The sequence below is a fragment of the Selenomonadales bacterium 4137-cl genome (assembly GCA_032334055.1).
Taxonomy (GTDB): Bacteria; Bacillota; Negativicutes; order Sporomusales; family UBA7701; genus Anaeroselena; species Anaeroselena agilis.
Genome location: JAUOZS010000001.1, coordinates 3,864,130 through 3,889,798, shown reverse-complemented (window position 1 = coordinate 3,889,798; position 25,669 = coordinate 3,864,130). Strand labels below are relative to the sequence as shown.

Here is a 25,669-nt window from a genome sequence, read left to right as displayed (position 1 = left end):
AGGAGGAACCGGGATGATAAGAAAGATAAAGCGAAACATCGACAGGAAGAAGGCGCTGTCAATAGCGCTGGCGATACTGAACGGGGTGCAGACGAACGCGCCGCTGGCGGCGCCGCTGATGGCTGCGGCAGCAAAGGACGCGGTCCGCTGCGACGATGCGGGCGCGGGGATGCTCAGCCTGCTGAACCGCGGCGGGCAGCTGACCGAGCGGCTGTTCTTCGCCACGGCCCACGCGGCGACAACGACCACGATTAACACGAGTGTGACCACCTCTCAGACGGTAAGCGGCGGCGATACCCTGGTGGTGGGCATACCCGGCATGATAAACGTTTCCGGCGGCACTGCCGTGGTTATGACCGGCCAGAGCGCCTCGTTGATTAACAGCGGCCGGATCAGCGGTTATAACGGGGTCTACATACACTTCGCCACCACCGCGTCCACCGTGACGATGACCGGCGGCCAGATCAGCGGCTCTGAATCTGGAATCCTTATGGCGGGCACCTCTAACACCGTGGCGGTGAACGGCGGCGAAATCTACGGAATGCTTTCGGGTGGGATCGTAATTGATTACGCCAGTGCCAACTTAGCGACGGTGAGCGGCGGCACGGTGACAGGCTACATCGACGGAGTTCTCGTAAAGTCCGGCAGCGGCAATGCGGTAACGGCGAGTGGCGGGCTGGTCAGCGGCCGCACCGACGGGATACTGTTGCAAGACAACAGCGCCAGTACCGTGTCGGTTGGCGGCGACGCTACAGTCAGCGGCGGACTCTTCGGGATCGGGCTGCGCGGCGGAACCGGCCAGGCGCTGGTGATGAGCGGCGGGCTGGTCAGCGGCGGCTACCACGGGGTCCTCATGCAGAATGGCAGCGGCAATACGGCGACGATGCACGGCGGGACGGTGAGCGGCGCCGTAGTAGGCGTCGAAACGGTTCTTGGCGGCGGCAATGCGGTGACGGTGGTCGGCAGCGCTATAGTAAGCGGCGGCACCTACGGCATCTATACATCAGGTGGCAGTGCCAACGTCTTTGCCGTAAGCGGCGGCCTGGTGAGCGGCGGCCGATACGGCATCTGCGTGGAAAACGGCGCCGCCGGCGCTGTGATGGTGAAAGGCGGCACAGTCAGCGGCAACGCCGCGATCGCGGTCAGGGGCGGCAGCGGCAATACGGTGACGCTGGACAGCGGCCTGGTCAGCGGCCGGGTCGGCTACGAGGGTGCCGGCGGCATCCGCGTAGAGGACGCCAAGACCAGCACGGTGACGGTAAACGGCGGCACGGTGAGCGGCGACAACGGGATCGCCATGATCCGTATGTCCAACGACGGCAGCGCCACGGCAAATACGGCGACGGTGAACGGCGGGCTGGTCAGCGGTGCCGTGGCCGCCATCACGATGGAGCATGGCAGCGCCGACGCGGTGACGGTGAACGGCGGCACAGTAAACGGCGTCTTCCAGGGGATCAATGTATACGCCGACGGCGCGGGCTTGGTGACGGTGAATGGCGGCACGGTCAGTGGCCGCTTCGGAATCGCGCTATCCGACGGCAGCGCGACCGCCGTGACGATAAACGACGGTTCAGTCAGCGGCAGTAGAAACGGGATCGATATCTATGGCGGCACAAGCTATGCGGTGAGGGTGAACAGCGGCACGGTGACAGGCGGTACGGACGGCATATACATGGAAAACGGCAGCGGCAATGCAGCGACAGTGGCCGGCGGCACGGTGAGCGGCGGGACAAACGGCGTTTACGTCAGCGGCGGCACGGCAAATACTGTGACGGTGACCGGCGGCACGGTGACCGGCGGCGAAGTGGGAGTTTATGTGAGCGGCGGCAGCGCCAACCGGGCGACGGTGAGCGGCGGCCTGATAAGCGGCACCTACTACGGGATGATGGCTGACGGCGGCACGGCCAACGCCGTGACGGTGGCCGGCGGCCTGGTGACAGGCACGTACGGCATGGTGATTAACGAAGGCACGAATCATTCGGTAACGGTGAATAGCGGCACAGTCGGCGGCACAATAGGGATAAGCATGAACGGCGGCACTTCGCATACGTATACGATAAACGGCGGCGCGGTGAGCGGCGGCGATTACGGAATCATCGCCGGCTTCGGCACCTCGCATACCTTTACGATGGCGGGCGGCACGGTGAGCGGCGGCACGTACGGTATATATCTGCACAGCGAAACAGGCGACACGGTGACGGTGAACGGCGGCACGGTAAGCGGCGGTTCGTACGGGATCATGGTGGAAGACGGCAGCGGCAACACGGTGACGGTGAACGACGGCACGGTGAGCGGCGGTTCGGGCGGAATCCTGGTGGAAGGCGGCGCGAACAATACGGTGAAAGTGGCCGGCGGAACGGTGACGAAGGCGCGCGTGGCCGGCGCCACCAACGCGCTGCGGGTGTACGGCAGCGGCCTGGTCGTCGACGCGGCGGTGGATACGGATGCGCTCTTGAGCCTGTCCAGCGGCGGCACGGCAGCCTACACAGCCAATGGCAGCGTCGCGAACCTGGCGGCGGCCGGCGGCAAGGTGCTGCTGGCCTACGGGACGACGGCGGACCGGACGCTGACGGTCGGAAATCTCAGCGGCTCGGCGAACTATGTTATCAACACCGACCTGGCGGCAGGGAAAGCCGATCTTATCAAGATAACGAGCGCCGCAAGCTCGACGGCGAATACGCTGCAGGTAGCCTATGACCCGGCCTACCTCACCGGCGCAAGCGTCAGCGGCTCGGCGACCTTCGCCACCGTGACGAGCGGCGGCGCGAGCTTTACGGCGGCGGCCAGCGAGTACGGGGCCTACAGCTATACGCCGACGCTGGCCTCGACGACGGATGCGTCGGGCACGACGTGGAACGTCACAGCGCTGACGCGAAATGGCGGGACGAGCGGGGCGAGTGAAACGGTGCGGACAGGCAGCGACGCGGTTGCCGGCAACATGATACTGTGGCGGAGCGAAAACAACAACCTTACGAAAAGGCTGGGCGAGCTGCGCAACGCCACCGGCGAGGCCGGGATGTGGCTGAGGACGTTCCGGGGGGCCGAGGAGCTCGTGGGTGGCGACCGGACGACGCAACAGCACTATACGGCGTTGCAGGGCGGCTGGGACAGGAGGATAAGCCGCGACGACGGCGCGGCTTATGCCGGCTGGGCCATCGGCTACCTGGAAGGCAGCAGCACGTACACCCGGGGCAGCGGCGAGGCGACCAGCGCGTCGGCGGCGGCCTACTACAGCTGGCTGGGCAAGAAGGGGCATTTTATGGACCTCATTGCCAAGGTGAGCCGGCTGAAAAACAGCTATACCAATTATCTTAACAACGCGAGCAATACAAAGGTCGACGGCAGCTATGAAAACTGGGGCTCCAGCCTGTCGGCGGAGTACGGCGTGCGGCGGCTGTTGGCCAAGGGCTGGTACATGGAGCCGCAGGCCGAGGTGACGTACAGCCGGGTAAACGGGGCGAGCTACACGGCGAGCGACGGTACGCGGCTAACGAACGACGCGGTGAACTCGCTGACCGGACGGCTTGGTCTGGCGGTGGGTTGCAACGCCGGCAGGACGCACTACTACGGCAAGGTGTCGCTGGTGCGGGAGTTCGCGGCGAGGGCGGGCGTAAAGGCGGCCAGCGGCACGCAAGCGCCGGTGGATATGCGGCAGGACCTGAAGGAGAGTTGGCTGGAGTTCGCCCTCGGACTGACAGGCAAGATTGGCGCCAGGACGGACGGCTATCTGGAGCTGACGCGGACGACGGGCGAGAAGGCGAAGACGCCGTGGCAAGTCAACGCGGGGGTCAGGTGGAATTTTTAGTATGTAGGGGATAGGTCCGATTTCGATGTGCGTTTGAGGCGGAGAATCGAACTTGTCGAACTGCTACGCCATAAGCAGAGAGCCCCGTAGCCGAAGATATAAACCGGCTGTCGGGGCTCTTGGCGTGTCAGTATGCGGCGCTTAATGGGTGAATTCATCCTTAGCGGCCTTTCCGCCGTTCCTGCCGCCGCCCCTCGTACATGGCGAGCAGGTCAGGTTTTTCGGGGGAGGCGAGTTCGCAGCCGGGGGCGAGTTCGCGGGTTTTTTCGACGGCTGCCTTGAGGTCGTAGAAGACTTCCCATTTGGCCTTTACCTGGTCGTGGCCGGTGAGGCGCAGGAGGTAGGCGGGGTGGTAGGTGGCGATGGCGGGGATGCCGTATTTGGTGTCGAACCAGCGGCCGCGGTCTTTTGTTATCCGCGCGTCGGGGCCCATAAGGTATTTGAGGGCGACGCTGCCGAGGGCGACGATGACTTTGGGGTTGACGAAGCCGAGTTCTTCGTCGAGCCAGTTGAGGGCGCAGACGCGCCCTTCTTCGACGGTAGGAGTGCGGTTGCCTTTGGGGCGGCATTTTATTATGTTGGTGGTGTAAATTTTGTCGCGGGTCACTCCCACGCTGCCGAGGGCCTTGTCCAAAAGCTGGCCGGACGGGCCTACCAGCGGGACGCCGTATTCGTCCTCCACGCCGCCCGGGCCCTCGCCGACTACGGCCAGGGGCGCTTCGACAGTGCCGTTGCAGGAGGTCGGCCCGATGGCGTCGCGGCGAAGCGGGCACCTGTCGCATGCGAGCAGGGCCTGTTCGAGCTCTGTGTGGTTGGAGAATGTCGTGAACACCGCACATCACCTCGCCGGCTAGTTTTCGCTGCCGGCCTGGGAAAATCCTCCCTGGCGGGCGGCGAAGGGCTCTCCTCGCACGCCGCTTGACTGGCCTGGCGGCGAAGGGTACAATTAAAATAGTGATAAGTTGGCTGATTTTCCCATGGCAGGGAAATAAGCACATGTATAGTGCAGCCGCGGGCCGCATACAATAACGGGCAGACCACTAAGGAGGAACCTGATATGCTTGATAGCAAGTTCGTACGCGAAAACCCTGATAAGGTCTTGGCAGCTTTGAAAAACCGCGGGCTCGACCTCAGTCTCGACGGTTTCCTGGCGCTGGAGAAACAGCGGCGGGAACTGCTCGTGGAGGTGGAGGCCCTTAAGAGTAAACGCAACTCCGTCAGCCAGGAGATCAGCCGCCTGAAGAAGAGCGGCGCCCCCGCCGAGGGCTTGATCGTGGAAATGCGCGCCGTGGGCGACCGAATAGCATCGCTGGACAGCAAGGTGAAGGAGACGGAGAGCGAGCTCGACGCGATCTTGCTTAATATCCCCAACGTCCCGCACGAGTCGGTGCCGGTGGGGTCGGACGAGTCGGCCAATCCCGAGATTCGCCGCTGGGGCGACCCGCGGGAGTTTGCTTTCGAGCCGCGGGCTCACTGGGAAATAGGCGAACGGCTCGGCATCCTCGATTTCGAACGCGGCGGCAAGGTCACCGGCGCCCGCTTCACGTTCTACCGCGGCCTGGGCTCCCGCTTGGAGCGGTCGCTGATCAATTTTATGCTCGATTTGCATACCCGCGAGCACGGTTATACCGAGTTTTTCCCCCCGTTCATCGTCAACCGCGACAGCATGGTGGGCACCGGCCAGTTGCCCAAGTTCGCGGCCGATATGTTCAAGCTGGAAGGCCTCGATTACTATCTCATTCCCACCGCCGAGGTGCCGGTGACCAACTACCACCGCCAGGAGATCCTTGACGCCAAGGACCTGCCGCTTAGGTATACGGCGTACAGCGCCTGCTTCCGGGCCGAGGCCGGCGCCGCAGGGCGGGATACCCGCGGCCTCATCCGCCAGCATCAGTTTAACAAGGTGGAATTGGTCAAGTTCAGTCTGCCGGAGGATTCTTACGCGGAGCTGGAGGCGCTGACCGCCAACGCGGAGAAGGTGCTGCAGCTGCTTGGCCTGCCCTACCGCGTGGTGCTGCTGTGCACCGGGGACATGGGGTTCTCGTCGGCGAAGACGTACGATCTTGAGGTGTGGCTGCCCAGCTTCAGCCGCTACCGGGAGATTTCCTCGTGCTCGAATTTCGAGGATTTCCAGGCCCGCCGCGCCGATATCAAGTTCCGCCGCGACGCCAAGTCCAAGCCGGAGTTCGTCCATACGCTGAACGGCTCGGGGGTGGCCATCGGCCGTACGGTGGCGGCGATCCTGGAGAACTACCAGCAGGCCGACGGCTCGGTCGTCGTTCCCGAGGCCCTGCGGCCGTATATGGGCGTCGATGTGATAAAGGCTTGACAGTGACTCCGGCATAAAATACAATTTTAGGGGAATAAAAATTACATATAACGGGAAAGGTGCCTTACGGCTTAATAGGGAAGCTTGGTGCGATGCCAACACGGTCCCGCCGCTGTAATGGGGAGCCAGCCTGCATGATCCGCCACTGGGACGGAAACCGTCCTGGGAAGGCGCAGGCGCGCGATGATCCTGAGTCAGAAGAACTGCCTTTCCGACAATCACCGCTTTAACCCACGAGCGATGGGGAGGGGATTTTGACGGCTTGCAGGCAAAATCTCTACTTCCCGACCGGGGTAGGGATTTTTTGCTGCGAAGGAAGGTTTTGCGCATGGGTTTGAAGGTTTTGGCCGTGGGCGCGCTGCTGGTGACGGCGCCGGCAACCGCGGCGGCGATGCATATCATGGAGGGCTTTTTGCCGAAGGAGCATGCCGTGGGCTGGCTGGTGGCCACGCTGCCGTTCGTGCTGTTCGGCATCCGGAGGATCAATCAGGTGCTCACCCGTTTCCCGGACAGGAAGATGCTCCTTGGCTTGGCGGCGGCGTTTATTTTCGTTTTGTCGGCCCTGAAGATCCCGTCGGTGGCGGGTTCAAGCTCTCATCCGACCGGTGTGGGCCTGAGCGCTATCCTGTTCGGGCCGGCGGTGTCGAGCGTCTTAAGCGGCATTGTGCTGCTTTTCCAGGCGCTGCTGCTTGCCCACGGCGGGCTGACGACCTGGGGGGCGAACAATTTCGCGATGGGGATCGCCGGGGCGTTCGCAGCCTGGGGGGCATTCCGCCTCGCCCTCGCGCTGGGCTGCCCGGAGAAGCTGGCGGTGTTTTCGGCCGCAGTGCTCGGCGACTGGCTGACTTACGTGGTGACTGCCGGCCAACTGGCGCTCGCCTTCCCCGATCCTGTCGGCGGCTTTGCGGCCGCCTACGGCAAGTTCCTCGGCATTTTCGCCCTCACCCAGCTGCCGCTGGCGATCTGCGAGGGCCTCATCAGCGTGGTGGTGTACAATGCTTTGCTGCGGTACGGCGAGCAGGGCATTATCCCCCTGTGGTGGAAGGAGTCGTCGCTGGGCCGCTGACGCGTCGTCGCGGGCTAAAGACGTTTTGAAAAGAGGCGTTTTTTTATGAAAACCGGGCGTATCTGTTTGTATCTGCTTGTCGCGGCGGCCGTCGTGCTGGCGCCGGTCGTCATCAGCGGCGATTTTGCCGGCACCGACGATCAGGCGACCGCCGCCATCGGCGAGCTGAGACCCGATTATAAGCCGTGGGCCGCGGCGCTGTGGGAGCCTTCGGAGGCTGCCGAGCCCTGGCTGTTCGCGCTGCAGGCCGCCATCGGCGTGGGGTTTTTCGGTTATTTTGCGTACCGCCACCGCCGCCGGACGGCGGGCTGAGATGCTTTATCTCGATTATCTCGCTTATAACAACGCCCTTAACAGGGTCAGCATTGGCGAGAAGCTTCTCCTGGGCGGCGGCTCGCTGGCGCTGGCGCTGGCGCTGCCCCGCCCCGTCGCGCTCGTCGCGGTCGTGGCGGCGATGCACGCGGTGATGGTGCTGGCCCGTATTCCGGTGGGGTATATCGCGCGGCTGTGGCTGGCGCCGTGCGCCTTTCTGGCCGCCGGCCTGGCGGGGGTGGCGGTGAGCGTAGCCGCCGCCCCGTTTGCCGCTCTCGCGTCGGTTGAGGCGGGGGGGTTTTACATAGGCGTAACGGCCGAAGGGCTTGCGGCGGCGGGCGGACTGCTGCTGCGCAGCGTGGCGGCGGTGTCGTGCCTGATGATGCTGGCGACGACGACGCCGGTGGCTTATCTGGCGGCATGGTTCGCCCGGTTCCCCGGGCTGAGGCCGGTGAGCGAGATTGCGCTGCTCACTTACCGGTTTATTTTCGTTTTCCTGACGGCCGCGGGTCAGATTTACACCGCGCAGCAGTCGCGGCTGGGCTACGCCGGCCCGCGGCGGTCGCTGAACTCGCTGGCGCTGCTGGCCGCCAACGTCGGGCGCAAGGCTTTTCTTACGGCAAACGATCTGAGCAACGCACTGGCAGCCCGCAATTACCAGGACCGACTGACCCATTATTACCCCGAGCAGGCGGCCAACCCCTTCCGGCTGACCGCCATCGTGGCGCTGCTGGCCGTTTTGGCGGCGGCGGGGGTAGTGTAAGATTTCCGAAAAGCCGGGGCTGCTAAATAAGGCCCGTTGTAAATACCGGAGGACTATATGGCCGCTACTCCCCTCATCGCCGCTGACAATGTCACTTTCCGCTACCGGCCGGGCAATCTGGCCCTGGATGGCGCAACGCTCGCCATTCCGGCCGGCAGCCGGGTCGCCCTGGTCGGCCCCAACGGCGCCGGCAAGTCTACTCTTTTTCTTCATATAAACGCTATCCTGCGTCCCGTCGCCGGCCAGCTCAGCTACAAGGGACAGCCCTACAGCTACGGCCGCGGTTTCCTGGCGGCCCTGCGCCAGAAGGTCGGTCTTGTTTTTCAGGACCCCGATACCCAGCTGTTTGCCGGCAATGTTTTGGACGACGTGATTTTCGGGCCGATGAATATGGGCCTGACGGCGGAGGAAGCGAGGCGGCGGGCCGAGGCCGCGCTGGAGTCGGTCGGCATGCTGGAGCACCGGACGGCGCCGGTGCATTTCCTGAGCCAGGGCCAGAAGAAGCGGGTCGCGATCGCCGGCGTGCTCGCGATGGAGCCGGAAGCGCTGGTGATGGACGAACCGACTGCCGGCCTTGATTATCCGGGGCTGACCAGCCTGAGGGAGACGCTCGCCATGCTCCATGCCGCCGGCAAGACGTTGCTGGTTGCCACCCACGATATCGACTGGGCGTGGAACTGGGCCGATTTGGTCTATGTGCTCGCCGCCGGCAGGATGGTCGCCGCCGGCTCCCCGGCCGATATCCTCGCCCGCGCCGACCATGCCGCGCTTGGCTTCGCCAGACCCATCCTCGCCGACGTGGCCGCCGCCCTGGGAGACCGAAGCATTCTCCCCGCCGGCGTCGTGCCCCGCTCGGTCGGTGAGCTTGCCGCCCTGCTCGCCGGCCGCCAGAACGGGCAGAAATAGAGCGCCGCTCATACGAGCGGCGCTTCGTCATTGTTTGTCCTCAGTCGGTTGACCGCCGCCTGAGCATATACGGTTGCCAGAACTCGGGGTGGAAGAGGACGAGGACGGTGAACAGCTCCAGCCTGCCCAGCAGCATGTCGACGGTCAGCACCGCTTTGGCAAGCGGGGCAAGGTCAGCGTAGGTGGTCGTAGGACCGACGACGCCGAACCCCGGTCCGACGTTGCCGAGCGAGGCGGCGACGGCGCCGATGGCGTCGAAGGGTGTCAAGCCCGTGGCGGCGACCAGCAGGACGGAGACGAAGTATATCAGCAAGAACAGGAAGAAGAACTGGAGGACCATGTGAAGAACGCCGGCGTCCACCGGTTTTTTGTCTATTTTGAGCGCGGACACCAGCTTGGGGTGGACGGCGTGCAGAAGCGACCAAGCGGCGTCCTTCAGGAGGATAAGCAGGCGGACCACTTTGATGCCGCCGGCTGTCGAACCTGCGCAGCCGCCGAGCAGCATCAGCATCAGGAGGATAATCTTGGCCGCCGACGGCCACTGGTCGAAGTCGGCGGTCGCATAGCCGGTGGTCGTCATGATCGAGGTGACGGTGAACAGCGAGTCGCGCAAGCCGCTGACACCGGCGCCGTTGTGGACGTGGAGGAGGGCGGCGATGGACAGAACGGAGGCAGCCATTATTCCCAGGTAGGTTTTGAATTCCGTGTCCTGGAAGAGCCGCCGGACGCCCTTTTGCCACGCGAGGTAGTAAAGGGCGAAGTTGCTGCCTGCCGCGAACATGAAGAAGGTTATTATAAGTTCGATGTACAGGTTGTCGAACTGCTTGACGCTGGCGTTCATGGTAGAGAAGCCGCCGGTCGCCATGGTGGTGAAGGCGTGGTTGACGGCGTCGAACAGGCTCATGCCGGCGAGCATCAGGAGGGCGATTTCCGCGATGGTGAATATTACGTACAGCCGCCAGAGGATGAGGGCCATGGTGCGGATGCGGGGCAGGACCCTTTCAACCGTCGGCCCGGGCGACTCGGCCCGGAAGAGGTTTACGGCATCGGCGCCGACGTTGGTGAGGAAGACGACGAACAGCACGATGATGCCCATGCCGCCGAGCCATTGGGTCATGCTGCGCCACAGCAGCAGGCTGCGGGGGAGGCTCTCGACGTCGGGGATGACGCTGGCCCCGGTGGTCGTAAGGCCGGACACGGTTTCGAAGACGGCGTCGAGGTAGGTGGGCACCCAGCCGGAAAACCAGTAGGGCATGGCGCCCGTCGCGCCGGCGAGCAGCCAGGTGCCGGCTACGATGAGAAATCCTTCGCGGCTGGTTATGCGCCCCGGTTCTTCGCCGTTGTAGAAGAGCAGCGCTCCCAGCGCCGCGGTGATGCAGGACGAAAACACGAACGCCAAATAGGCGGATTCACCGTTTAACAGGGCATAGCCGAGGGGCACGGCCATAAAAAGCGCGTAGGCGCCGAGCAATCTCCCCAGCAGCCGGGCGACGATTCTTGTTCCCATGCGGCTTAGTCCTTGCTTTCTACGAAGTCGAGAATTTTCGCCGCGTAGTCCGGCAATGTGAACAGGACGATCCTGTCGCCGGCTTCCAGCACGCTTTTGCCGTTGGGGATGAAGGTGGCGCCGTTTCGGACGACCGCGCCGACCAGCACCCGCCGGGGGAATTTGATGTCGCGGAGCGGCTTGCCGATTATACGGCTGCCGGCGCGCAGGTCGACTTCGATCGCTTCGGCCTTGGCGCCCTCCAGGAGCGTCACCGCTACGATCTCTTCGCGCCGCACCTGGCGGAGGATGGCCCCCGCCGTCACCAGACGGGGCGAAAAAACGACATCCACGCCCACCTGCTCCATGAGGGGGATGAAATCAGGCCGGCCGACGCGGGCAAAGGTTTTCTGGGCGCCGAGGTTTTTGGCCATGAGGGCGACAAGCAGGTTGAGCTTATCGTCGTCGGTGAGACAGACAACAGCGTCGAAGTCGCCGATGCCTTCCTCGGAAAGCAGATCGGCGTCGGTGCCGTCGCCGCAGATGACGAGCGTGTCGTCGACAGCCTTGGCAAGTTCCTCGCAGCGGCGGCGATCCTTTTCGATGACCTTTACCTTGTAGCCGCCGCTTTCCATGAGGAGCGCGAGGTTGCGGCCGATGCGGCCGGCGCCGATGATGAGGATGCGTTCGACGCGCGAGCGTTTGTGGGAAAACATCGGTTCCATGCGGCAGATGGCGTCCTTTTCGCCGAGGAAGAAAACGCTGTCGTTGTCTGCGACGGCGTCGCTGCCTATGGGGATGATCATTTTGTCTTTGCGGAGTATGCCGGCGATAAGCACGTTCTCGGGCAGGCGCAGGTCGCGCAGCGGCACGCCGCTGAACGGCGAATGCTGGCGGACCTTGACTTCAAGAAGGCGGACCTTGCCGCCGGCGAAATCTTCGACGTCGAGGGCGGCCGGGGTTTTGAGTATCTGACTTATTTCAACAGCGGTCACCATTTCGGGGTTGATGATCAGGTCGATGCCCAGGGTTCTGCCGAATGCCCGGCAGTCTTCCTCGAGATATTCCGTATTGCGCACCCTGGCGATGACCTTGGGGACGCCGTGCTGTTTGGCGGCCATACAGGAGATCATGTTGACCTCGTCGCTGTCGGTGACGGCAATCATCAGGCCGACGTCGTCGAGGCCGATTTCGGCCAAAACCCTCGGGCTGGCGCCGTTACCGGCGACCGTCATTACATCGAGATGGTGTTCGATGATGGCCCGCCGCTCGTCGTCCTGCTCGACGACGATAACGTCGTGATTCTCCTGTGTCAGCTTCTGGGCCAGCGTGTACCCGACCTTACCGGCACCCACGATTACGATTTTCATTATCCACCTCTGCATCGAAGACAAAATAGCACTAAGTAATTCTACCCCACGTGACAAAAACCCTCTGCCCGGATGGAGAATGCTGTAGTAACGGGCCACTTTTCCATAGGCCGGACTGCGCATGCCGGCGAAGTTGAAGGATCGCGTTATATAGATGCCCGCCACGGAAACAAATTATTGTCGCAGATTGTCGCCCGGCCGTTGCCCCAGGGCTTATCAACGGGCCCCCGATGGCTGCGCGACGTTTTTGGCGCGCTGCCATTTCTCCTTTTCGGTGTTGAAAAAATTCTGGACTAATCGTTCCCGATATGATACACTTTGTTCCAGAGGTGAAAAGAATGGCCCGGCCGAAGGAATTTGACCGTAACGACGTTTTGCAGAAGGCGATGAAAATTTTCTGGGCCAAAGGTTATGAAGGCACCAGCGTCGCCGACCTCACCGCCGGAATGGGAATCAGCCGCTCCAGCCTGTACGAAACCTTCGGCGACAAGCCGGACCTTTTTCGCGAGGCGCTAGAGCACTATCAGAATCTCACCGGGCGGAAGCGGGCGGCCGTTTTCGCAGCCGCGGACTCCGTCAAACAGGGCATGACCGAACTACTGGGCGGCGTAATCAGGTTCGCCCTGGACAAGGATCTGCCGGGCGGCTGTTTTTACACGAATACCGCTACCGCTTTGGGCACGCTGGACGAACATATCCTCGGAATGATAACAGCCGGCGCCGCCAGGCTGGAGGAAGATATTTTCGCGTTTCTCGTTAAAGGCCAGGAAAGTGGGGAAATAGCCCCGGAGAAAGACTGCCGCGCTCTGGCCCGCTTTTTTGTCGGCGTGATCCGCGGCATGAGCGTCGTCGCCAGGGTCAACGGTAACCGTGAGGTGCTGGAAGATATGGCGACGGTTGCACTGGAGACGCTGACGTAATATGTACCCGCATTTGTTTTTTTGCTAATTGAGGAACGATCGTTCCATAATTTTTGCCGATATCGGGACGATCATTCCATAATACCGTCTGCCACTGTGCGCACCCAAGTAGGCGTCAGAATGCAGCCGGAAGCTTATCGACGGCCACGGGAGGCCGGAATGGAGAGGAGGGCAGTTGTTGCGTCGCCCCGGGACGAACAATTATGGTAAAAAGGAGTGTTTGGTGATGAAGACTCTATTCGACAGTACGACAATCAACGGCCTGCCCCTGGCAAATCGTTTTATCCGCGCCGCGACGATGGATTTCGCGGCCGACGAGCGCGGCGGCGTAACCGAGAGGATGATCGCGGCATATGGTGAGGCGGCCCGCAGCCAGGTAGGGCTGATTGTCACCGGCTGGGTTTATGTTCTGCCTGACGGCCAGGGGCTGCCGGCGATGTGCGGCATCCACGACGATTCGCTGCTCGACGGCTTCCGCAAGTTGACCGACAAAGTCCATGCGGAGGGCGGCAAGGTAGTGCTGCAGATCGGGTACGGGGGACCGCAGTCGCCTTATGAGAGCGGCCCGGACGTCTACAGCCCCTCGGCTGTACCCGATCTGGGCACCGGCAGGACGGGCAAGGCGATGACGGAAGCCGATATCGCGCGGTTGACCGCAGGGTTTGCGACGGCTGCAGGCAGGGCAAAAGCGGCCGGGTTCGACGGGGTGGAGATTCACGCCGCCCATGGGTTTTTGCTGAGCCAGTTCCTGAGTCCGTATTATAACCGCCGCTCGGACGGCTACGGCGGCCCGGCCGAAAACAGGGCCAGGCTTCTATTGGAAGTGTATGAGGCGATCCGTCGGCAGACGGGGCCTGATTTCGTCATCCTGGCCAAAGTCAACTGCGATGACTTTGTCGATGGCGGGATGTCGTTCGCCGACAGCTTGTATACGTGCCGGCTCCTGGCCGAGAAGGGGATCGACGGGCTGGAAATCAGCGGCGGCCTGTCGGCGTTCAGGGAGAAATGCACCGTCCGCCGCGATATTACCTCTCCTGACCAGGAGGCTTATTTCGCGAAATACGCTGCCAGGATCGCCAACGAGGTGACGGCGCCGGTCATTTTGGTCGGGGGCCTCCGTTCTCCGGAGGTGATGAAGCGGTTGTTGCAGGATACCAAGATCGCTTATTTTTCCCTGTGCCGGCCGCTGATCGCCGAGCCGCGCCTGCTTGAGCGCTGGCGGTCGGGAGACAGGAGCGGGGCAAGGTGCGTTTCCTGTAACAAATGCCTAACTCCAGCCGGCATCCGCTGCGCCATGTACGGCGAAGCCTGACCGGGCCTGTTAAATTATCGGAAGCGCCCGCCGGAGCCATCCGGCGGGCGCTTGCTGGCTGGGCGCTATTTTTTCGCAGGGGTTAGCCGGCGGGGCGGGCCGGTGTTTGCCCGGTACCGGCTTGCTCGCCGTCCAGGTTTTCAAATACCTGGTTTAGCCGCTCTTCGCTCGGCGCATATTTTTGGGTCAGCTTGCTGACGATGACGAAGATGATGATGCTGATGACGAAGGATGGAAAGATTTCGTGGATATTTCTCATGCCCGGCACGTCGAAACGGATGAGGTACCGCCAGGCGATGCACGACACCAGCCCGGCGAGCATGGAGTAGAACGCGCCGTGGCCGGTGCCCCAGCGCCAGTAGAGCCCGCCGTATACCGCCGGGAAGTAGCTGGCGCCGAAGATCGCTCCCGAGAAGGCCGTCAGTTCGACGATGCCGGCCGGAGGCCTGATGGTGACGAGGAATACGAGCACACAGTACGCTACCATGGCTACTTTCGTCCAGACGATCGTCGCGCCGGCCGCCAGCGGCCGCCCCATGATGTTGCGGATGTCCTGGATGCAGGCGGTGCCGACAATCAGGGTGACGGACGCCAGCGAGGACATGCCGGCCGCGAACAGGCCGACGATGCAGAAGCCTGACAGCCAGGTGCTGTCGTACTTGTCGAGCATGAAGCCGATAACTTTGTCGGTGCTTTTCATGAGCATGGCCGCTTCTTTCGCGTCGACCATGGCGTGGACGTAAGCGCCGATGCCGAAGACGCAGATCAGGGATATGCCCATGAGGATGGGCGTCCAGAGCATCGCCGTCTTCATGGCCGCTTTGTCTTTGATGGAGTAGAAGCGTATCAGGCAGCGGGGCTCGGCAACCTGCTTGATGCCGACTGAGGCGGCAATCCCCAGTACGTAGGCGGGGGCGACCAGGGCGCCGAATTCTAGCAGGCCGCCGCCGATGGGTTTGCCGGCCGCCGTAAGATGGTCGGTTGTCCGCATGGCTTCGAAGACCGCGCCGATGTCGCCGACGTACAGGAAGGGCACCGCCGCCATCAGGATGGCGACGAAGAACATGATGACGCCCTGCATGGCGTCGGTCCAGAGGACGCTGTACATACCGCCCCAGACGGTGTAGAGGGCGGTGAGGAAGATGACGGCGAACGCCCCCGCCCAGTAGGGTATGCCGAGGATGGAGTCGAGCAGGTGGGCGCAGCCTTTGGCGATCGCCACCATGTACCACAGGGTGGAAAAGACGATGATGACCGCGGCGAGGACTCTGATATGCTTCGACAGCGGGCTTTGGTAGCGGAAGTCGAAGTAGTCGGGCAGGGTGACCGACCCCAGCCTCGCCGTCTGGTTGCGCAAACGCGGCCCGAGCACATGCCAGGATATGATGCAGAAGATCGTCCAGACAACCGCCTGCCATATCCAGGTGAGGCCGAATCTGAACGCCGCTCCGGCCTGGCCGATATAGGTGTTGGTGCTGATAAAGGTGGAGTAGAACGCCAAACTGACGACCCAGCCGGGGATCTCCCGTTTGGCGACATAGTATTCCGACACGCCTTTCTGCGCTTTATTCTTGAAATAGTAGCCGATCCAAAGGGAAAAGGCCATATAGACGATCATCATGGCGATAATGACGCCGTACTTGGACAGATAGTCCTCCATTATCGGGTCCTCCTTTCCTTTATCCTTCCGGGCCTTCGCGCGGCTCATGCTCCTGGTCGATCTGTACATCCCGGTTCAGTACAAGGTAGGTATTAAAGCAAATCAGCAGAACGGTTATGATGTATCCCGCGGCAACCAGCGCATCCATTTTTTCACCCCCTCGCCGTTTTTGTGGGATTTTCGGTTATCGAGCAGGTTTATTCTTATCCAAATTATACCATTTAAAGGTTTGCAGTACCAATATTCGCAATATTATAAAAAGTACATCCCGCCGCCGGTATGGCTGCGGGATGTACTTTTGAAGGCTATGGCGCCCGGTTATTGTCCGTTATTGGCCGTGACCCGGTTTCGCCCGCTGTTTTTGCTGGCGTAAAGCGCGGTGTCGGCCCGGTGCATAAGTTCCTCGGGGCTGCCCCCCTCCCCGCCCTGCTCGGCGGCGCCAATACTGACCGTGATCCGGAAGGCCGCGCCGTCCCCGGCGGCGATGTTCACCGCCGCGACGGCCTGCCGCAGCCGTTCGGCAGCGACGAGGGCACCCGCGAGGCCGGTGTCGGCGAGGATGACGCCGAATTCTTCGCCCCCGAGACGGCCGGCGATGTCGATTTCCCTGATTCCGGCGGCAAGCGTTTCCGCCAGGGCCATTATGGCTTTGTCGCCGAGGTTGTGCCCGTAGGTGTCGTTGACGTGTTTGAAGTGGTCGATGTCGAGCATCAATAGCGAGAAAGGGCGACCGCTGCGACGGCTCCGGCCGATTTCGCCGTGCAGGGCGTCCATGAAGCGGCGGCGGTTGGCCAGGCCGGTGAGGGGGTCGGTTACGGCCAGGCGGGCCAGTTCCTCGGTCAGGCGGACGTTCCTGAGGAAGAAGAACAGGGCGAGCAGCAGCAGCCCCATGCCGGCTAGCTCGAAGCGCATGTCGCCGAGGACGGAAAGGCCGAGTCGCCGTTTGTCGACGACGAACAGGACCCGCCAGGGGGCTGTCCCCAGGTCGAGCGCGGTTACGTAGGCGTCGCCGATAGCGGCGAACCCGCCCGGATGGATTTCCAGCAGCCGGTTGGCGGCGGGCCTGAGCGGGGCCGGCAGGGCGTCCTCCAGGGTGCTGACCCTGCTGTCCGATGATTTGACGAGGGTGGGATGGGCGAGCAGTTGACCGTTCTTGTTGACGATGAAGGGTGTGCCGATCGCGAGTTCTTCGCCGGTGAGGTAGCCGATGAGGCTGTCGACGGTGAAGTCGAAACCGACGACGCCGCGGAAGCGGCCCGCACGGTCGTATACGGGGTTGACGACCGAGCACATCAGCCCCTTGCCGGCGCTGTCGGCGTAGACGTTGCTCCAGTAGTAGCCGCGGCCGGGGTTGCGGGCCGGGGAGGCGTTGACGAAGGTATCTCGGGCGAGGAGGGCGTCGGACCAGCTGATGCTGCCCGGCTCGTAGGGGTGGACGACCAGCAGCCGGTTGAGCGAATAGTAGTAGACCCAGGAAGCGTTGCCGAGGTTATTTTTGACGGCGGCGAACAGCGGCGCTTGCGTCGCGGCGGCGGCCAGCTCCCGGGCCCGTTCGCCGCCGGACGCGGGCAGGGGGGCGCCGAGGGTGACGTGGGTGGCCGGAACGCCGGGCGACAGTAAGGGTGTCGGGCCGCTGAAGGCATCCCGCCCGGGAACGGGGAGCAGCCAGTCGTGAGCGGACGGCAACGGCCGGGGGGCCGGGTCGTCGAGTGCCTGCTCAAGGCCGACGCGGAGCAGGTCGAGCTGGGCGGTGGCCGCAAAGAGGGTGGCCTTTAGGGCGATCTGGGAGTCGATCAGCTGCGTTTCGGCGACGAGCAGCGCTCTTTCCACCCGTGCCGTCCACAGCTGATAGAAGCCTACCGCAGCCAAGGCGATCAGGACAACTACCAGCAGCCGCTGCAGGCTGAGCGGCCCCGCGGCTTTTCCCGCCGGCGGCCGTTCGCCGGCCGTCGGCTTCGCCGGCATGTTCATGGATTATACCTCCCGTGCCGTTCGTTATCGCCGATTTGCCATGATGCTGCCGCTTGTCACCGGCCGCCTTTGTATTCTTTCAATCTTTCCCTGAAGGCGTCGAGGACCGCGTCGTTTTCGTTGATGAGGTAGATCCGCCCCGGATTGCCCTGCCGGTCGAAGTCGACGCCGCTCCACCAGACGGCGACTTTGAGGCGGTCGAGTTTCTTTATCCCGTCGAACATGCCGTGAATCCAGGCGACTTTGTCGCCGCCGACCGAGTTGGAGGCGAATTCGGTGATCATGAAAGGCTTGTCGATGTGGTTGGCGTATTCGTCGTGGAGGGCGGGATAGATTTCGGCAAATTCCCGCCAGCGTTCGCCGGGGAAGTAGGTGCCGTTGTTGTAGCCGGTGAGGCCGATGACGTCGACATAGGCGTCGCCGGGGTAATAGGCGAGGTAGTTGTTCCATTTGAAGGCGGGCAGGGATACGTCGTGAGGGTTCCAGACCCAGACGACGTTTTCGACGCCGCGGGCGACGAAGAGGTCGTGGATGTAGCGCCACAGGGCCTGATAGAGGTCGGCGTCCTTGCCGGTGTAGAAGGCGGAGTACCAGCACCAGTCGCCGTTCATTTCGTTGTTGAGGCGGAAGAGAACGGGGTGTCCGAAGGCTTTGAGTTTGTCGGCGTAGGCGGCAAAGTAGTCGTCGTAGCGGCCGTCGAGGATGGCGTAGACCATGCCGGCGTTGCGGTTTTCGGTGGCCCACAGGGCGTTGACCTCTCCGGAGAATACTGTCTGGAGGGTCAGTTCGACATATTTGCCGTTCCGGTAGGCATTGTCGAGCCCCCAGACGGGGAACTGCTCGTCAAACATTTGATAGTGAAGGAGGACGGGAAAGGTGAAGTCGAGGCGCTTTTCGATGGCGGCCAGGGGTCCGAGGGTCTGGGGGGCGGAGGGTTCGAAGATGCCCCAGGTGAGCGGGGCGCGATCGCCGAAGTAGCGGCCGAAGAAGGCGGCGGTCTCGGCGTTCATAGGCGTGCGGGAGGGGGCATAGCGCTTGTAGTTGCGGGGGACGCCCCGGCGGTCGACGACCGCGAAGCCGGCGAGGATGTCGCTGGCGTTCGTGATGGGGACGGCGGATTTTATGAAGACGGTGTATACGTCGTTTTCGTCCGCGACGATTTCGAGGGAGGCATAGTGGTTTTTGTCGCCGCTGACGCGGGCCAACGCCGGCCGCGTCCAGGCGAGGAGGTGAACCTGGCGGCCGCCCGCCTGCAGCCAGCGGTCGGCGAGGATGGTGTGATGGGGAGAGGCTTTGACGTATTTGTTGCCGTAGTGGATGTAGTCGGCGGCGGTGGCGGCGGTGCCGCGGAAGTCGTCATGATAGATTTCGATGCGGGTGGTGTCGTCGGCGATGACGGTGCGAACGGCGGACAGCGACCAGTCGACGGTCATGTGGGCGGGGTAACGGAGGCTGAAGCCGTTGGCTTCGTCGGTGTAGATGTTGTAGCCGTCGCCGGCGGCGACGATGGTTTTGACGTCGTCCTCGGGAAAGCGCCGGCCGGCTTCGTCCTGATAGCCGTTGACGATGACGGCCGGGGCGGCGGCGGCGAAAACGGCGGGCCAGCAAAGAGCGGCGAGCAGGCATAGGGCGAGCAGCGTTTTTTTCGTGAACATTGCGATCCTCCCTGGTGGGCACAGTTAAGTTTAGTGTACCGCACGTCCGGCCGCCTGGCAATCCTTTCCGCGGCAAAAGGGCCATGCGGAAAAACAGCCGCCCCTGCGCGGGCGGCTATTTGGGTGGGCATCATTTTTTGGTTGCGGCGGCTGTTTTCTCCTCGCCGGCGCTGTTCCCCCAGCGGGCGACGGCGTACATCGCCGCGGCGAGCGATACCCCGGCGGCAACGGCGACAGGCAGGGTGACGACGCCGGCCGGAAGGGCTTCATAGAGGCCGGCAAGGCCGAAGGCGATGAAGACGATGGCGGCAAACCATTTGACGGCGCGTTCGGGGATTTTTTTGCCCATGACGATGCCGAAGACGATGCCGATGGCGTCGGCGATGAGCATGCCGGTGGTCGTGCCAAGCCATACGGGAATGATTGTGCTATACTGGGCGGCGAGAGCGACGGTGGCGAGCTGGGTTTTGTCGCCCATCTCGGCGATGAAGAAGGCGACGGCGACCGTCCAGAAGGGGCTGCGGCCGGTTTTTTCGTCTTCGCCGTCGAGCGAGTCGCCGCGGATGGTCCACAGGCCAAAGACGACGAACGAGGCGGCGGCGGCGAGCTTGATGTAGCCGAGGGGAACGACGGCGGTGAGGTAGTTGCCGACGACGACAGCGAAGAGGTGGTTGAAGATGGTGGCGACGAATACGCCCCACATTACCGTTCGCCAGGGGTAGCGGGCGGCGAAGGCCATGGCCAGGAGCTGGGTTTTGTCGCCCATTTCGGCGAGAACTACGAAGAGCATCGAAGCGATGTAGGCGGTCACGTGCATATCCTCCCTCGGGTGATTGATTGGAAGCTCCGGCTTCGCGGGGAGCAGGCGCTGCGTCCTTTCCGGCGGACTAAAAAACGAGACCATTGGTCTGGCCGCGAAAAAACGACCACACCAAAGGTCTCGCTTATCGGCTGCGCCGACGGCAGAGCCAGGCGTCGCCGCCAGTGTGTTGACTCTGCCTCGCAAGCTACTCCCCTTCAGGGCGAAAGGCTTGTCTTATGAGGCTGTGTATTAAGTTTAACCGCGGCGGGAGGGTTTGTCAAGCCGACCCGGGGGGGGCGGAAAATCATTGAGCAATGGATAAGGCCCCGGGGACGGGTACCGCCCCCGGGGTCTTTGTTTGCGGGCTAGCCCTTGACGAGGTTACGGCTGAGGTTGACGAGGAAATCCTGGATGTTGGTGACGATCGAGGTGACTTCGAGCGTGCCCCGGTCCCGGAGTTTGTTGACCGCGAATTCGGAGACGTCGACGCTGAAGATGTACGCCGGCCTGACAACACCGTCGACCACCTGATAGGCGGGGGTCATGTTGCCGGTGGCTATGGAGTGGAGCTGGGTGGCGAGACAGAGAACGGTGGTTGCTTTCCGGGCGTGTGCGCGCATCGCGTCCTGGGCGGCGTAGACGTCGGCTAATACCCCGGGCAGCGGCCCGTCGTCGCGGATGGAGCCGGCGAGGACGACGGGAATGTTGTTTTTGGCGCAGGCGCAGATTAAGCTGGCGTCGGCCGCGAGGCCGCCGATGAATTCGCCCAGGGAACCGCTGGCCCGCGCCCGGTTGATGATGTCGAGGTGGTGATAGTGGCCGTCCGGCAAGCTTTCCTGGGTGTAGATATCCTGCCCGAGCGCCGTTTTCAGGACCGCCCCTTCAAGGTCGTGGGCCGCGAGGGCGTTGCCGGCAAGGATGGCATGGACGTAGCCGTCTTCGATCAGGGAGATCATCGCTTTTTTGGAATCGGAGTCGAATACGACCGCCGGTCCCAGCACCCAGACGATGTAGCCGTTGTCTTTTTCGAAGCGCAGCAGTTCGTACAGCCGGTCGTAGTCCCGCGAGTAGGAGGTTTCCCGCGACCGGCCGGTGCGGAAGGCGAAGGTTTCCGCCAGGCCGGGGTTTTCCCGGAAGCCGGCGGTGTGGACGTAGATGCCTTCGCTGCCGTCTTCGGTTCTGCCGACGGCAACCATGTCGCCCGGCTGCAGGCGACGGAATTCCTTCGCTTCCAGGTTGCCGCCCCCGCCGAGGACGACGGTGCAGTCCATCCGGCTTTGGCTTAATAGCTTCCATTCGCCCCCGAGCTTGTAGTATTCCGGGAATATGGTGGTGGCGTGAAAGTTGTCGGGGGCGACGCCCGCCTTCTCCACCCGCCGCACGGCTACGTCGGGGCAGTCGAGCAAGCGCGGCTGCCGAAAGTCTGGTTCGCGGTAGGCCGGCAGTTTGAAACTCATTTTTCTTCCTCCTCCAGCGGTTTTCATCCGGTACAAAAAACCCCCTAGTAGTATTAACTACTGGAGGTATGCTCAGCACGCGTATGCATCTTGGGTTATAATGCTATTTCTACGCAAAGCCCGGTGTTCCTGCCTGATACGGCAGAAGCTCCCAGGGGAAGCTAAGCGGAGCAGGGGTGCCTCGTTAGCGCTGCAGATAGAGGGTTTGGGTGGGGAAGGCGAATTCGATGTTGCGCCGGGCGAACTCTTCTTTCAGGTTCAGGTTGATGGTCTGCTGAACGTCCATGTAGCGGTTGTAGTCGTTTCCCTGAACATAGTACACCACCTCGAAATCGAGGCTGAAGTCGCCGAAGGAAAAAAAGTGCGCGCGATCGAACGTCGTTCCTTCGGCGGCTTCGATGATGCGCTTGACGATCGCCGGTATTTCTTTCAGCTGTTCGTCGGCGGTGGAATAGATGACGCCGAATTTGAACAGGACCCGCCGGGTAATCATCCGCTTGTAGTTGCGGATACGGGAATTGGTGAGGTCGGAGTTTGAGAATACGACCTGCTCGCCGCTCAGGCTGCGAATACGGGTCGTTTTTATGCCTACGTGCTCGATTGTCCCCATGTGTTCGCCGATAATAATGAAGTCGCCGATTTCGAACGGGCGGTCGAACACGATGGCGACATAGCTGAAAAGGTCCCCCAGGACGGCCTGCGCGGCCAGAGCGACCGCGATGCCGCCGATGCCCAGCCCGGCTACGACGGCCGAGATCTCGAACCCGAGGTTGTCGAGGAGAAAGACGAGGCCGATCATCCATACCGTTACCTTGAATATGGGGGCGATGGCTCTAAGGCTGCGCTCTTTCTCAGGGTTGCCGCTGGTATGCAGCAGATATTTCAGGGCGACGTCCGCCATCGCGACCAGGAATCTGATGCCGGACAGCGTGAGAATAATGATTCCCAGGATATCGACGCCACGGCTCAGCGCAGCATTAAGAGCCAGGCCGCGCGTGGCCGCGTAGAAGGCGGCGAAGTACAGGGCAGGCATGAAGGTATGCTCCAGGGTGGCAAGAAAAAAGTCGTCGGCCTTGGTTTCGGTCTTTTCGGCCCATTCTTTGAGACGTGTTAAGACAAGGCTGTCGAACAGTTTGAGCGCGAGCAGCGTCGCGACGAAAACGGCCAGGGCTATAAGGTACTTTTCGACCGTATTGTTGAAGACTGTTTGCTGTAGAAGGTCCTGAAACAGAGACAGTCCCCCCTTTCATCATCCTTAATCTTATTGTAGTGCAAACTTGACGTACTAACAACCCATATACTATAATAAAATTGTTAGTAAATTAATCCCAGCAAAACCGCTGTTTAGTCGAGGCTTTTACAACACAATAGACTTAGCCCTAACAGCCGGGAGGCTGAAATTTTTTTAGGAGGGGTTAACTTGCCTGAGGGGAAAAAGGTAATGTTCCTTTCATATCATGGAGATCCGTTGGCAAAGTTGGGGGGGATTCAGTCGGGCGGACAAAATATTTATGTGAAAGAAGTTGTTACCGCGCTGGAAAGGCTCGGGTTCGCGGCCGATGTCTTTACCCACTGGTCTGATCCGGAAGCGCCGCAGGTGGAGGTGTTGGGCAAAAAGTCGCGGGTCATCCGCCTGGAAGCGGGCAAGAAGGGGTTCTTCCCGAAGCAGCGCATGTACGCAATGATCCCGCATTTCATCAGCGAGCTGACGGCGTTCATACGAAGTCCGGATAAGTATTCGCTTATCCACAGCAATTATTGGCTGTCAGGCTATATCGGGCAGCATCTGCGGAGTAGATACGGGCTACCGCTCGTCCATACCTCTCATTCGCTCGGTGTTATCCGCAGCAATGCCATGGAACAGAACAGGACGAGGGCGGTCACAATCCGGCTGGACACGGAAAAAAGGCTGCTGCGAACCGCGGACTGCGTAGTGGCGACCACGCCGGACGAGCAAGAAGTGCTGCGGGATTATTACGGGGTTGCCCCGGATAAAGTCAGCCTGGTGCCTTGCGGGGTAAATACCGGCGTTTTCCATCCCCACACGAAAACCGTCGCCGACAGGCGCAATACGCTGCTGTTCGCGGGCCGGTTCGAGGAAAACAAGGGACTGAGCGTCCTGCTCAAGGCGATGGCGGCGCTGAAGGCGAACCGTCCGCAGACAATGAAAAGCGTCCGTCTGCTGATCTGCGGCGGCGACCCCCTCGATTTGCCGGAGTCGGCGGTCAGCGCCGAAAAATGTCGCTACCGCAAGTTCATCGACGAAAATGCGCTGACTGACTGTGTTGAGTTTCTCGGCCCCCTGAAACACGAAGGGTTGGCGCAATGTTTCTCTATGGCCAGAGCGACGGTCGTCCCTTCTTATTACGAGTCTTTCGGGTTGGTCGCCCTCGAGGCCATGGCCTGCGGCTGCCCGGTGATCGCTTCGAACACGGGTGGGCTGCGGCATACTGTGCTGGACGGGATTACCGGCATCCTGGTGGAACCCAAAGACCCGGCGATGCTGGCTGATGCTATTTATGAATTGCTCACCAACGATTATTTGAGTACCCGAATGAGAAAAGATACCGCCCTGCACGCCCGAAGGTATTCCTGGCTGCAGGTTGCGTCGGATTTGACGAAAATATACCGCGAGGTGGTCGAATGCCGAAAAGAGACGCCAAGCATCCGCCAGAATATTTATTAGCCACCGATCTTGACGGCACGCTGGTAGGCTGCCGGCAATCCCTAGGCACGCTGAATCGGGTTATAAAGCGCCACCGGTCGAGGATTTTGCTGGTGTATATAACCGGCCGCCTGTTCTCTTCCGCCCGGCGGCTTGTCGAGTCCGACGGGCTGCTTACTCCAGATGTGCTGGTCTCCGACGTGGGCACGGAGATTCATGTCGCGCCCAAGTTTATCCGCAACGCCGGCTGGGAAACGAAGATAGGTTCCACTTGGAATCCCGCCGAGATACGGTCTCTGTTCGCGAATGTCAATAATCTGATCATGCAACCAATCCGCCCGCGGTTCCGGTTATCGTACACCACCGATAGCGGCAATCATAAAGCGGTTTTGGCCCAGTTATGCGAAATGAAGCGGGAGCTGAAACTGCCGGTCGAGATCATATCTTCCCTGGGGCGGATCATCGATGTTTTGCCGGAAGGAGCGGGCAAAGGCCCGGCTCTGCGGTTTGTGCAGAAGATGCGCGATGTCGCGGATCACCAGGTGATCGTGTGCGGCGACAGCGGCAATGACTATTCGATGTTCGTCCAGGGTTTTAGGGGGATTGTCGTCGGCAACGCCTGCCCCGATTTCAGGCGCCAGTTGACAGGCACCGAGGGCGGCGTCCATTTCGCCAGCGCACATTACGCGGCGGGAATCCTGGAAGGGCTGCAGAACTTCGGCCTGTTTGACGGTTAATCATATGAAAAGCGCCCTGCCGTCTATTCCGACGGCAGGGCGCTACATGTGACACTATACGGAAAGAACTTTTTTGCCCGCTTTAAGCAGTTGCGTCAACGGGTACCCCATGGGCTTGACCTCGATGCCGAGATCACCCAGCAACTTCGTCGCTCCGAACATCTCGGCGCACGCCAAGCAGGCCACTACGTCGACACCGGCGTCGATCATTTGCCTGATGCGCGCCTGCAGTTCCTCATCCTGAGCCAGCAGTTTCGTCGACGCGCCCCAGACAATCAGGGTTACGTCTTCCCACCAGCCTTTGAGTTTGGCGTTATGCGTGTACATGAAGGCCATGCTTAAGGCGTTTTCGCGGTCTCCGCTGGTCCAAAGAACGTATAGTTCGTTGGCGTCTTCCTTGGTAATCTCCTGATTCACAACCATTCCCCCTCATTTTAATATGATGCGGACGTA

At 61.7% G+C, this 25,669-nt stretch carries 21 protein-coding genes and 1 riboswitch; of the genes, 10 read left to right on the top strand and 11 right to left on the bottom strand.

Features of this window, described 5'->3' with window-relative positions; translation table 11 throughout:
- Positions 1–13 precede the first annotated feature (13 nt).
- Positions 14–3,805: an autotransporter outer membrane beta-barrel domain-containing protein gene (locus Q4T40_20035; GenBank protein MDT8903524.1), complete on the top strand. Its 3,792-nt coding sequence runs from the start codon at positions 14–16 to the stop codon at positions 3,803–3,805.
- A 160-nt stretch (positions 3,806–3,965) separates the two neighbouring features.
- Here the strand turns inward: Q4T40_20035 and Q4T40_20030 are convergent, their stop codons facing one another.
- Positions 3,966–4,637 (bottom strand): uracil-DNA glycosylase, encoded by a 672-nt coding sequence (locus Q4T40_20030; protein MDT8903523.1) that lies wholly within the window; start codon positions 4,635–4,637, stop codon positions 3,966–3,968.
- Positions 4,638–4,862: 225 nt separating this feature from the next.
- On the opposite strand from Q4T40_20030, the gene serS reads away from it, so the two are divergent.
- The 5 genes from serS to Q4T40_20005 all read left to right on the top strand — a co-directional run bounded on the left by serS (position 4,863) and on the right by Q4T40_20005 (position 9,181).
- Entirely contained in the window at positions 4,863–6,134 is a 1,272-nt protein-coding gene (gene serS, locus Q4T40_20025) for a serine--tRNA ligase (protein ID MDT8903522.1), read from the top strand.
- A gap of 40 nt (positions 6,135–6,174) precedes the next feature.
- Positions 6,175–6,360: riboswitch (cobalamin riboswitch) on the top strand.
- Positions 6,361–6,462: 102 nt separating this feature from the next.
- Complete coding sequence (locus Q4T40_20020; GenBank protein MDT8903521.1) at positions 6,463–7,200, top strand: energy-coupling factor ABC transporter permease; 738 nt, start codon at positions 6,463–6,465, stop codon at positions 7,198–7,200.
- A gap of 45 nt (positions 7,201–7,245) precedes the next feature.
- The gene (locus tag Q4T40_20015; GenBank protein MDT8903520.1) at positions 7,246–7,512 is read left to right on the top strand and encodes an energy-coupling factor ABC transporter substrate-binding protein; all 267 of its coding nucleotides are present in this window, start codon (positions 7,246–7,248) and stop codon (positions 7,510–7,512) included.
- Position 7,513: 1 nt separating this feature from the next.
- Positions 7,514–8,275: a cobalt ECF transporter T component CbiQ gene (gene cbiQ / locus Q4T40_20010; protein ID MDT8903519.1), complete on the top strand. Its 762-nt coding sequence runs from the start codon at positions 7,514–7,516 to the stop codon at positions 8,273–8,275.
- Positions 8,276–8,332: 57 nt separating this feature from the next.
- A complete protein-coding gene (locus Q4T40_20005) occupies positions 8,333–9,181 on the top strand; it encodes an ATP-binding cassette domain-containing protein (protein ID MDT8903518.1) in 849 nt (282 codons plus the stop codon).
- 40 nt (positions 9,182–9,221) lie between these two features.
- On the opposite strand, the gene Q4T40_20000 is transcribed toward Q4T40_20005, so the two are convergent.
- On the bottom strand, positions 9,222–10,688 hold the full coding sequence (locus Q4T40_20000) for a TrkH family potassium uptake protein (GenBank protein ID MDT8903517.1): 1,467 nt from the start codon (positions 10,686–10,688) through the stop codon (positions 9,222–9,224).
- Between the two features lie 5 nt (positions 10,689–10,693).
- Positions 10,694–12,037: a Trk system potassium transporter TrkA gene (gene trkA, locus Q4T40_19995; protein MDT8903516.1), complete on the bottom strand. Its 1,344-nt coding sequence runs from the start codon at positions 12,035–12,037 to the stop codon at positions 10,694–10,696.
- 338 nt (positions 12,038–12,375) lie between these two features.
- On the opposite strand from trkA, the gene Q4T40_19990 reads away from it, so the two are divergent.
- Complete coding sequence (locus tag Q4T40_19990; GenBank protein ID MDT8903515.1) at positions 12,376–12,957, top strand: TetR/AcrR family transcriptional regulator; 582 nt, start codon at positions 12,376–12,378, stop codon at positions 12,955–12,957.
- A gap of 226 nt (positions 12,958–13,183) precedes the next feature.
- A complete protein-coding gene (locus Q4T40_19985; protein MDT8903514.1) occupies positions 13,184–14,269 on the top strand; it encodes an NADH:flavin oxidoreductase in 1,086 nt (361 codons plus the stop codon).
- 82 nt (positions 14,270–14,351) lie between these two features.
- On the opposite strand, the gene Q4T40_19980 is transcribed toward Q4T40_19985, so the two are convergent.
- The 7 genes from Q4T40_19980 to Q4T40_19950 all read right to left on the bottom strand — a co-directional run bounded on the left by Q4T40_19980 (position 14,352) and on the right by Q4T40_19950 (position 22,847).
- Positions 14,352–15,929 carry a hypothetical protein gene (locus Q4T40_19980; protein ID MDT8903513.1) on the bottom strand — a complete coding sequence of 526 codons (1,578 nt, stop codon included), beginning with the start codon at positions 15,927–15,929 and terminating at the stop codon, positions 14,352–14,354.
- Positions 15,930–15,948: 19 nt separating this feature from the next.
- Positions 15,949–16,077, bottom strand: a complete 129-nt coding sequence (locus Q4T40_19975) for a hypothetical protein (GenBank protein MDT8903512.1) — start codon at positions 16,075–16,077, stop codon at positions 15,949–15,951.
- 170 nt (positions 16,078–16,247) lie between these two features.
- Positions 16,248–17,900, bottom strand: coding sequence for a diguanylate cyclase (locus Q4T40_19970; GenBank protein ID MDT8903511.1), 1,653 nt, complete (start codon positions 17,898–17,900; stop codon positions 16,248–16,250).
- A 56-nt stretch (positions 17,901–17,956) separates the two neighbouring features.
- Positions 17,957–19,555, bottom strand: coding sequence for a glycosyl hydrolase (locus Q4T40_19965; GenBank protein ID MDT8903510.1), 1,599 nt, complete (start codon positions 19,553–19,555; stop codon positions 17,957–17,959).
- 130 nt (positions 19,556–19,685) lie between these two features.
- Positions 19,686–20,366: a TMEM165/GDT1 family protein gene (locus Q4T40_19960; protein MDT8903509.1), complete on the bottom strand. Its 681-nt coding sequence runs from the start codon at positions 20,364–20,366 to the stop codon at positions 19,686–19,688.
- 356 nt (positions 20,367–20,722) lie between these two features.
- Entirely contained in the window at positions 20,723–21,814 is a 1,092-nt protein-coding gene (locus Q4T40_19955; GenBank protein MDT8903508.1) for a hypothetical protein, read from the bottom strand.
- Positions 21,815–21,998: 184 nt separating this feature from the next.
- Positions 21,999–22,847: a mechanosensitive ion channel family protein gene (locus tag Q4T40_19950; GenBank protein MDT8903507.1), complete on the bottom strand. Its 849-nt coding sequence runs from the start codon at positions 22,845–22,847 to the stop codon at positions 21,999–22,001.
- A gap of 408 nt (positions 22,848–23,255) precedes the next feature.
- On the opposite strand from Q4T40_19950, the gene Q4T40_19945 reads away from it, so the two are divergent.
- A complete protein-coding gene (locus tag Q4T40_19945) occupies positions 23,256–24,500 on the top strand; it encodes a glycosyltransferase (GenBank protein ID MDT8903506.1) in 1,245 nt (414 codons plus the stop codon).
- Positions 24,458–25,216 carry an HAD-IIB family hydrolase gene (locus Q4T40_19940; protein ID MDT8903505.1) on the top strand — a complete coding sequence of 253 codons (759 nt, stop codon included), beginning with the start codon at positions 24,458–24,460 and terminating at the stop codon, positions 25,214–25,216. Before Q4T40_19945 ends, Q4T40_19940 begins: the two co-directional genes overlap by 43 nt.
- 54 nt (positions 25,217–25,270) lie before the next feature.
- Here the strand turns inward: Q4T40_19940 and Q4T40_19935 are convergent, their stop codons facing one another.
- Positions 25,271–25,633, bottom strand: coding sequence for a DsrE family protein (locus Q4T40_19935; GenBank protein MDT8903504.1), 363 nt, complete (start codon positions 25,631–25,633; stop codon positions 25,271–25,273).
- Between the last annotated feature and the right edge of the window lie 36 nt (positions 25,634–25,669).

What these genes read in the sequence shown, in the direction of transcription:
- Q4T40_20035 (MDT8903524.1), top strand. Translation starts at nt 14, where the DNA reads ATGATAAGAAAGATAAAGCGAAACATCGACAGGAAGAAGGCGCTGTCA.
- serS (MDT8903522.1), top strand. Translation starts at nt 4,863, where the DNA reads ATGCTTGATAGCAAGTTCGTACGCGAAAACCCTGATAAGGTCTTGGCA.
- Q4T40_20020 (MDT8903521.1), top strand. Translation starts at nt 6,463, where the DNA reads ATGGGTTTGAAGGTTTTGGCCGTGGGCGCGCTGCTGGTGACGGCGCCG.
- Q4T40_20015 (MDT8903520.1), top strand. Translation starts at nt 7,246, where the DNA reads ATGAAAACCGGGCGTATCTGTTTGTATCTGCTTGTCGCGGCGGCCGTC.
- cbiQ (MDT8903519.1), top strand. Translation starts at nt 7,514, where the DNA reads ATGCTTTATCTCGATTATCTCGCTTATAACAACGCCCTTAACAGGGTC.
- Q4T40_20005 (MDT8903518.1), top strand. Translation starts at nt 8,333, where the DNA reads ATGGCCGCTACTCCCCTCATCGCCGCTGACAATGTCACTTTCCGCTAC.
- Q4T40_20000 (MDT8903517.1), bottom strand. Translation starts at nt 10,688, where the DNA reads ATGGGAACAAGAATCGTCGCCCGGCTGCTGGGGAGATTGCTCGGCGCC.
- trkA (MDT8903516.1), bottom strand. Translation starts at nt 12,037, where the DNA reads ATGAAAATCGTAATCGTGGGTGCCGGTAAGGTCGGGTACACGCTGGCC.
- Q4T40_19990 (MDT8903515.1), top strand. Translation starts at nt 12,376, where the DNA reads ATGGCCCGGCCGAAGGAATTTGACCGTAACGACGTTTTGCAGAAGGCG.
- Q4T40_19985 (MDT8903514.1), top strand. Translation starts at nt 13,184, where the DNA reads ATGAAGACTCTATTCGACAGTACGACAATCAACGGCCTGCCCCTGGCA.
- Q4T40_19980 (MDT8903513.1), bottom strand. Translation starts at nt 15,929, where the DNA reads ATGGAGGACTATCTGTCCAAGTACGGCGTCATTATCGCCATGATGATC.
- Q4T40_19975 (MDT8903512.1), bottom strand. Translation starts at nt 16,077, where the DNA reads ATGGATGCGCTGGTTGCCGCGGGATACATCATAACCGTTCTGCTGATT.
- Q4T40_19970 (MDT8903511.1), bottom strand. Translation starts at nt 17,900, where the DNA reads ATGAACATGCCGGCGAAGCCGACGGCCGGCGAACGGCCGCCGGCGGGA.
- Q4T40_19965 (MDT8903510.1), bottom strand. Translation starts at nt 19,555, where the DNA reads ATGTTCACGAAAAAAACGCTGCTCGCCCTATGCCTGCTCGCCGCTCTT.
- Q4T40_19955 (MDT8903508.1), bottom strand. Translation starts at nt 21,814, where the DNA reads ATGAGTTTCAAACTGCCGGCCTACCGCGAACCAGACTTTCGGCAGCCG.
- Q4T40_19950 (MDT8903507.1), bottom strand. Translation starts at nt 22,847, where the DNA reads ATGCCTGCCCTGTACTTCGCCGCCTTCTACGCGGCCACGCGCGGCCTG.
- Q4T40_19945 (MDT8903506.1), top strand. Translation starts at nt 23,256, where the DNA reads ATGTTCCTTTCATATCATGGAGATCCGTTGGCAAAGTTGGGGGGGATT.
- Q4T40_19940 (MDT8903505.1), top strand. Translation starts at nt 24,458, where the DNA reads ATGCCGAAAAGAGACGCCAAGCATCCGCCAGAATATTTATTAGCCACC.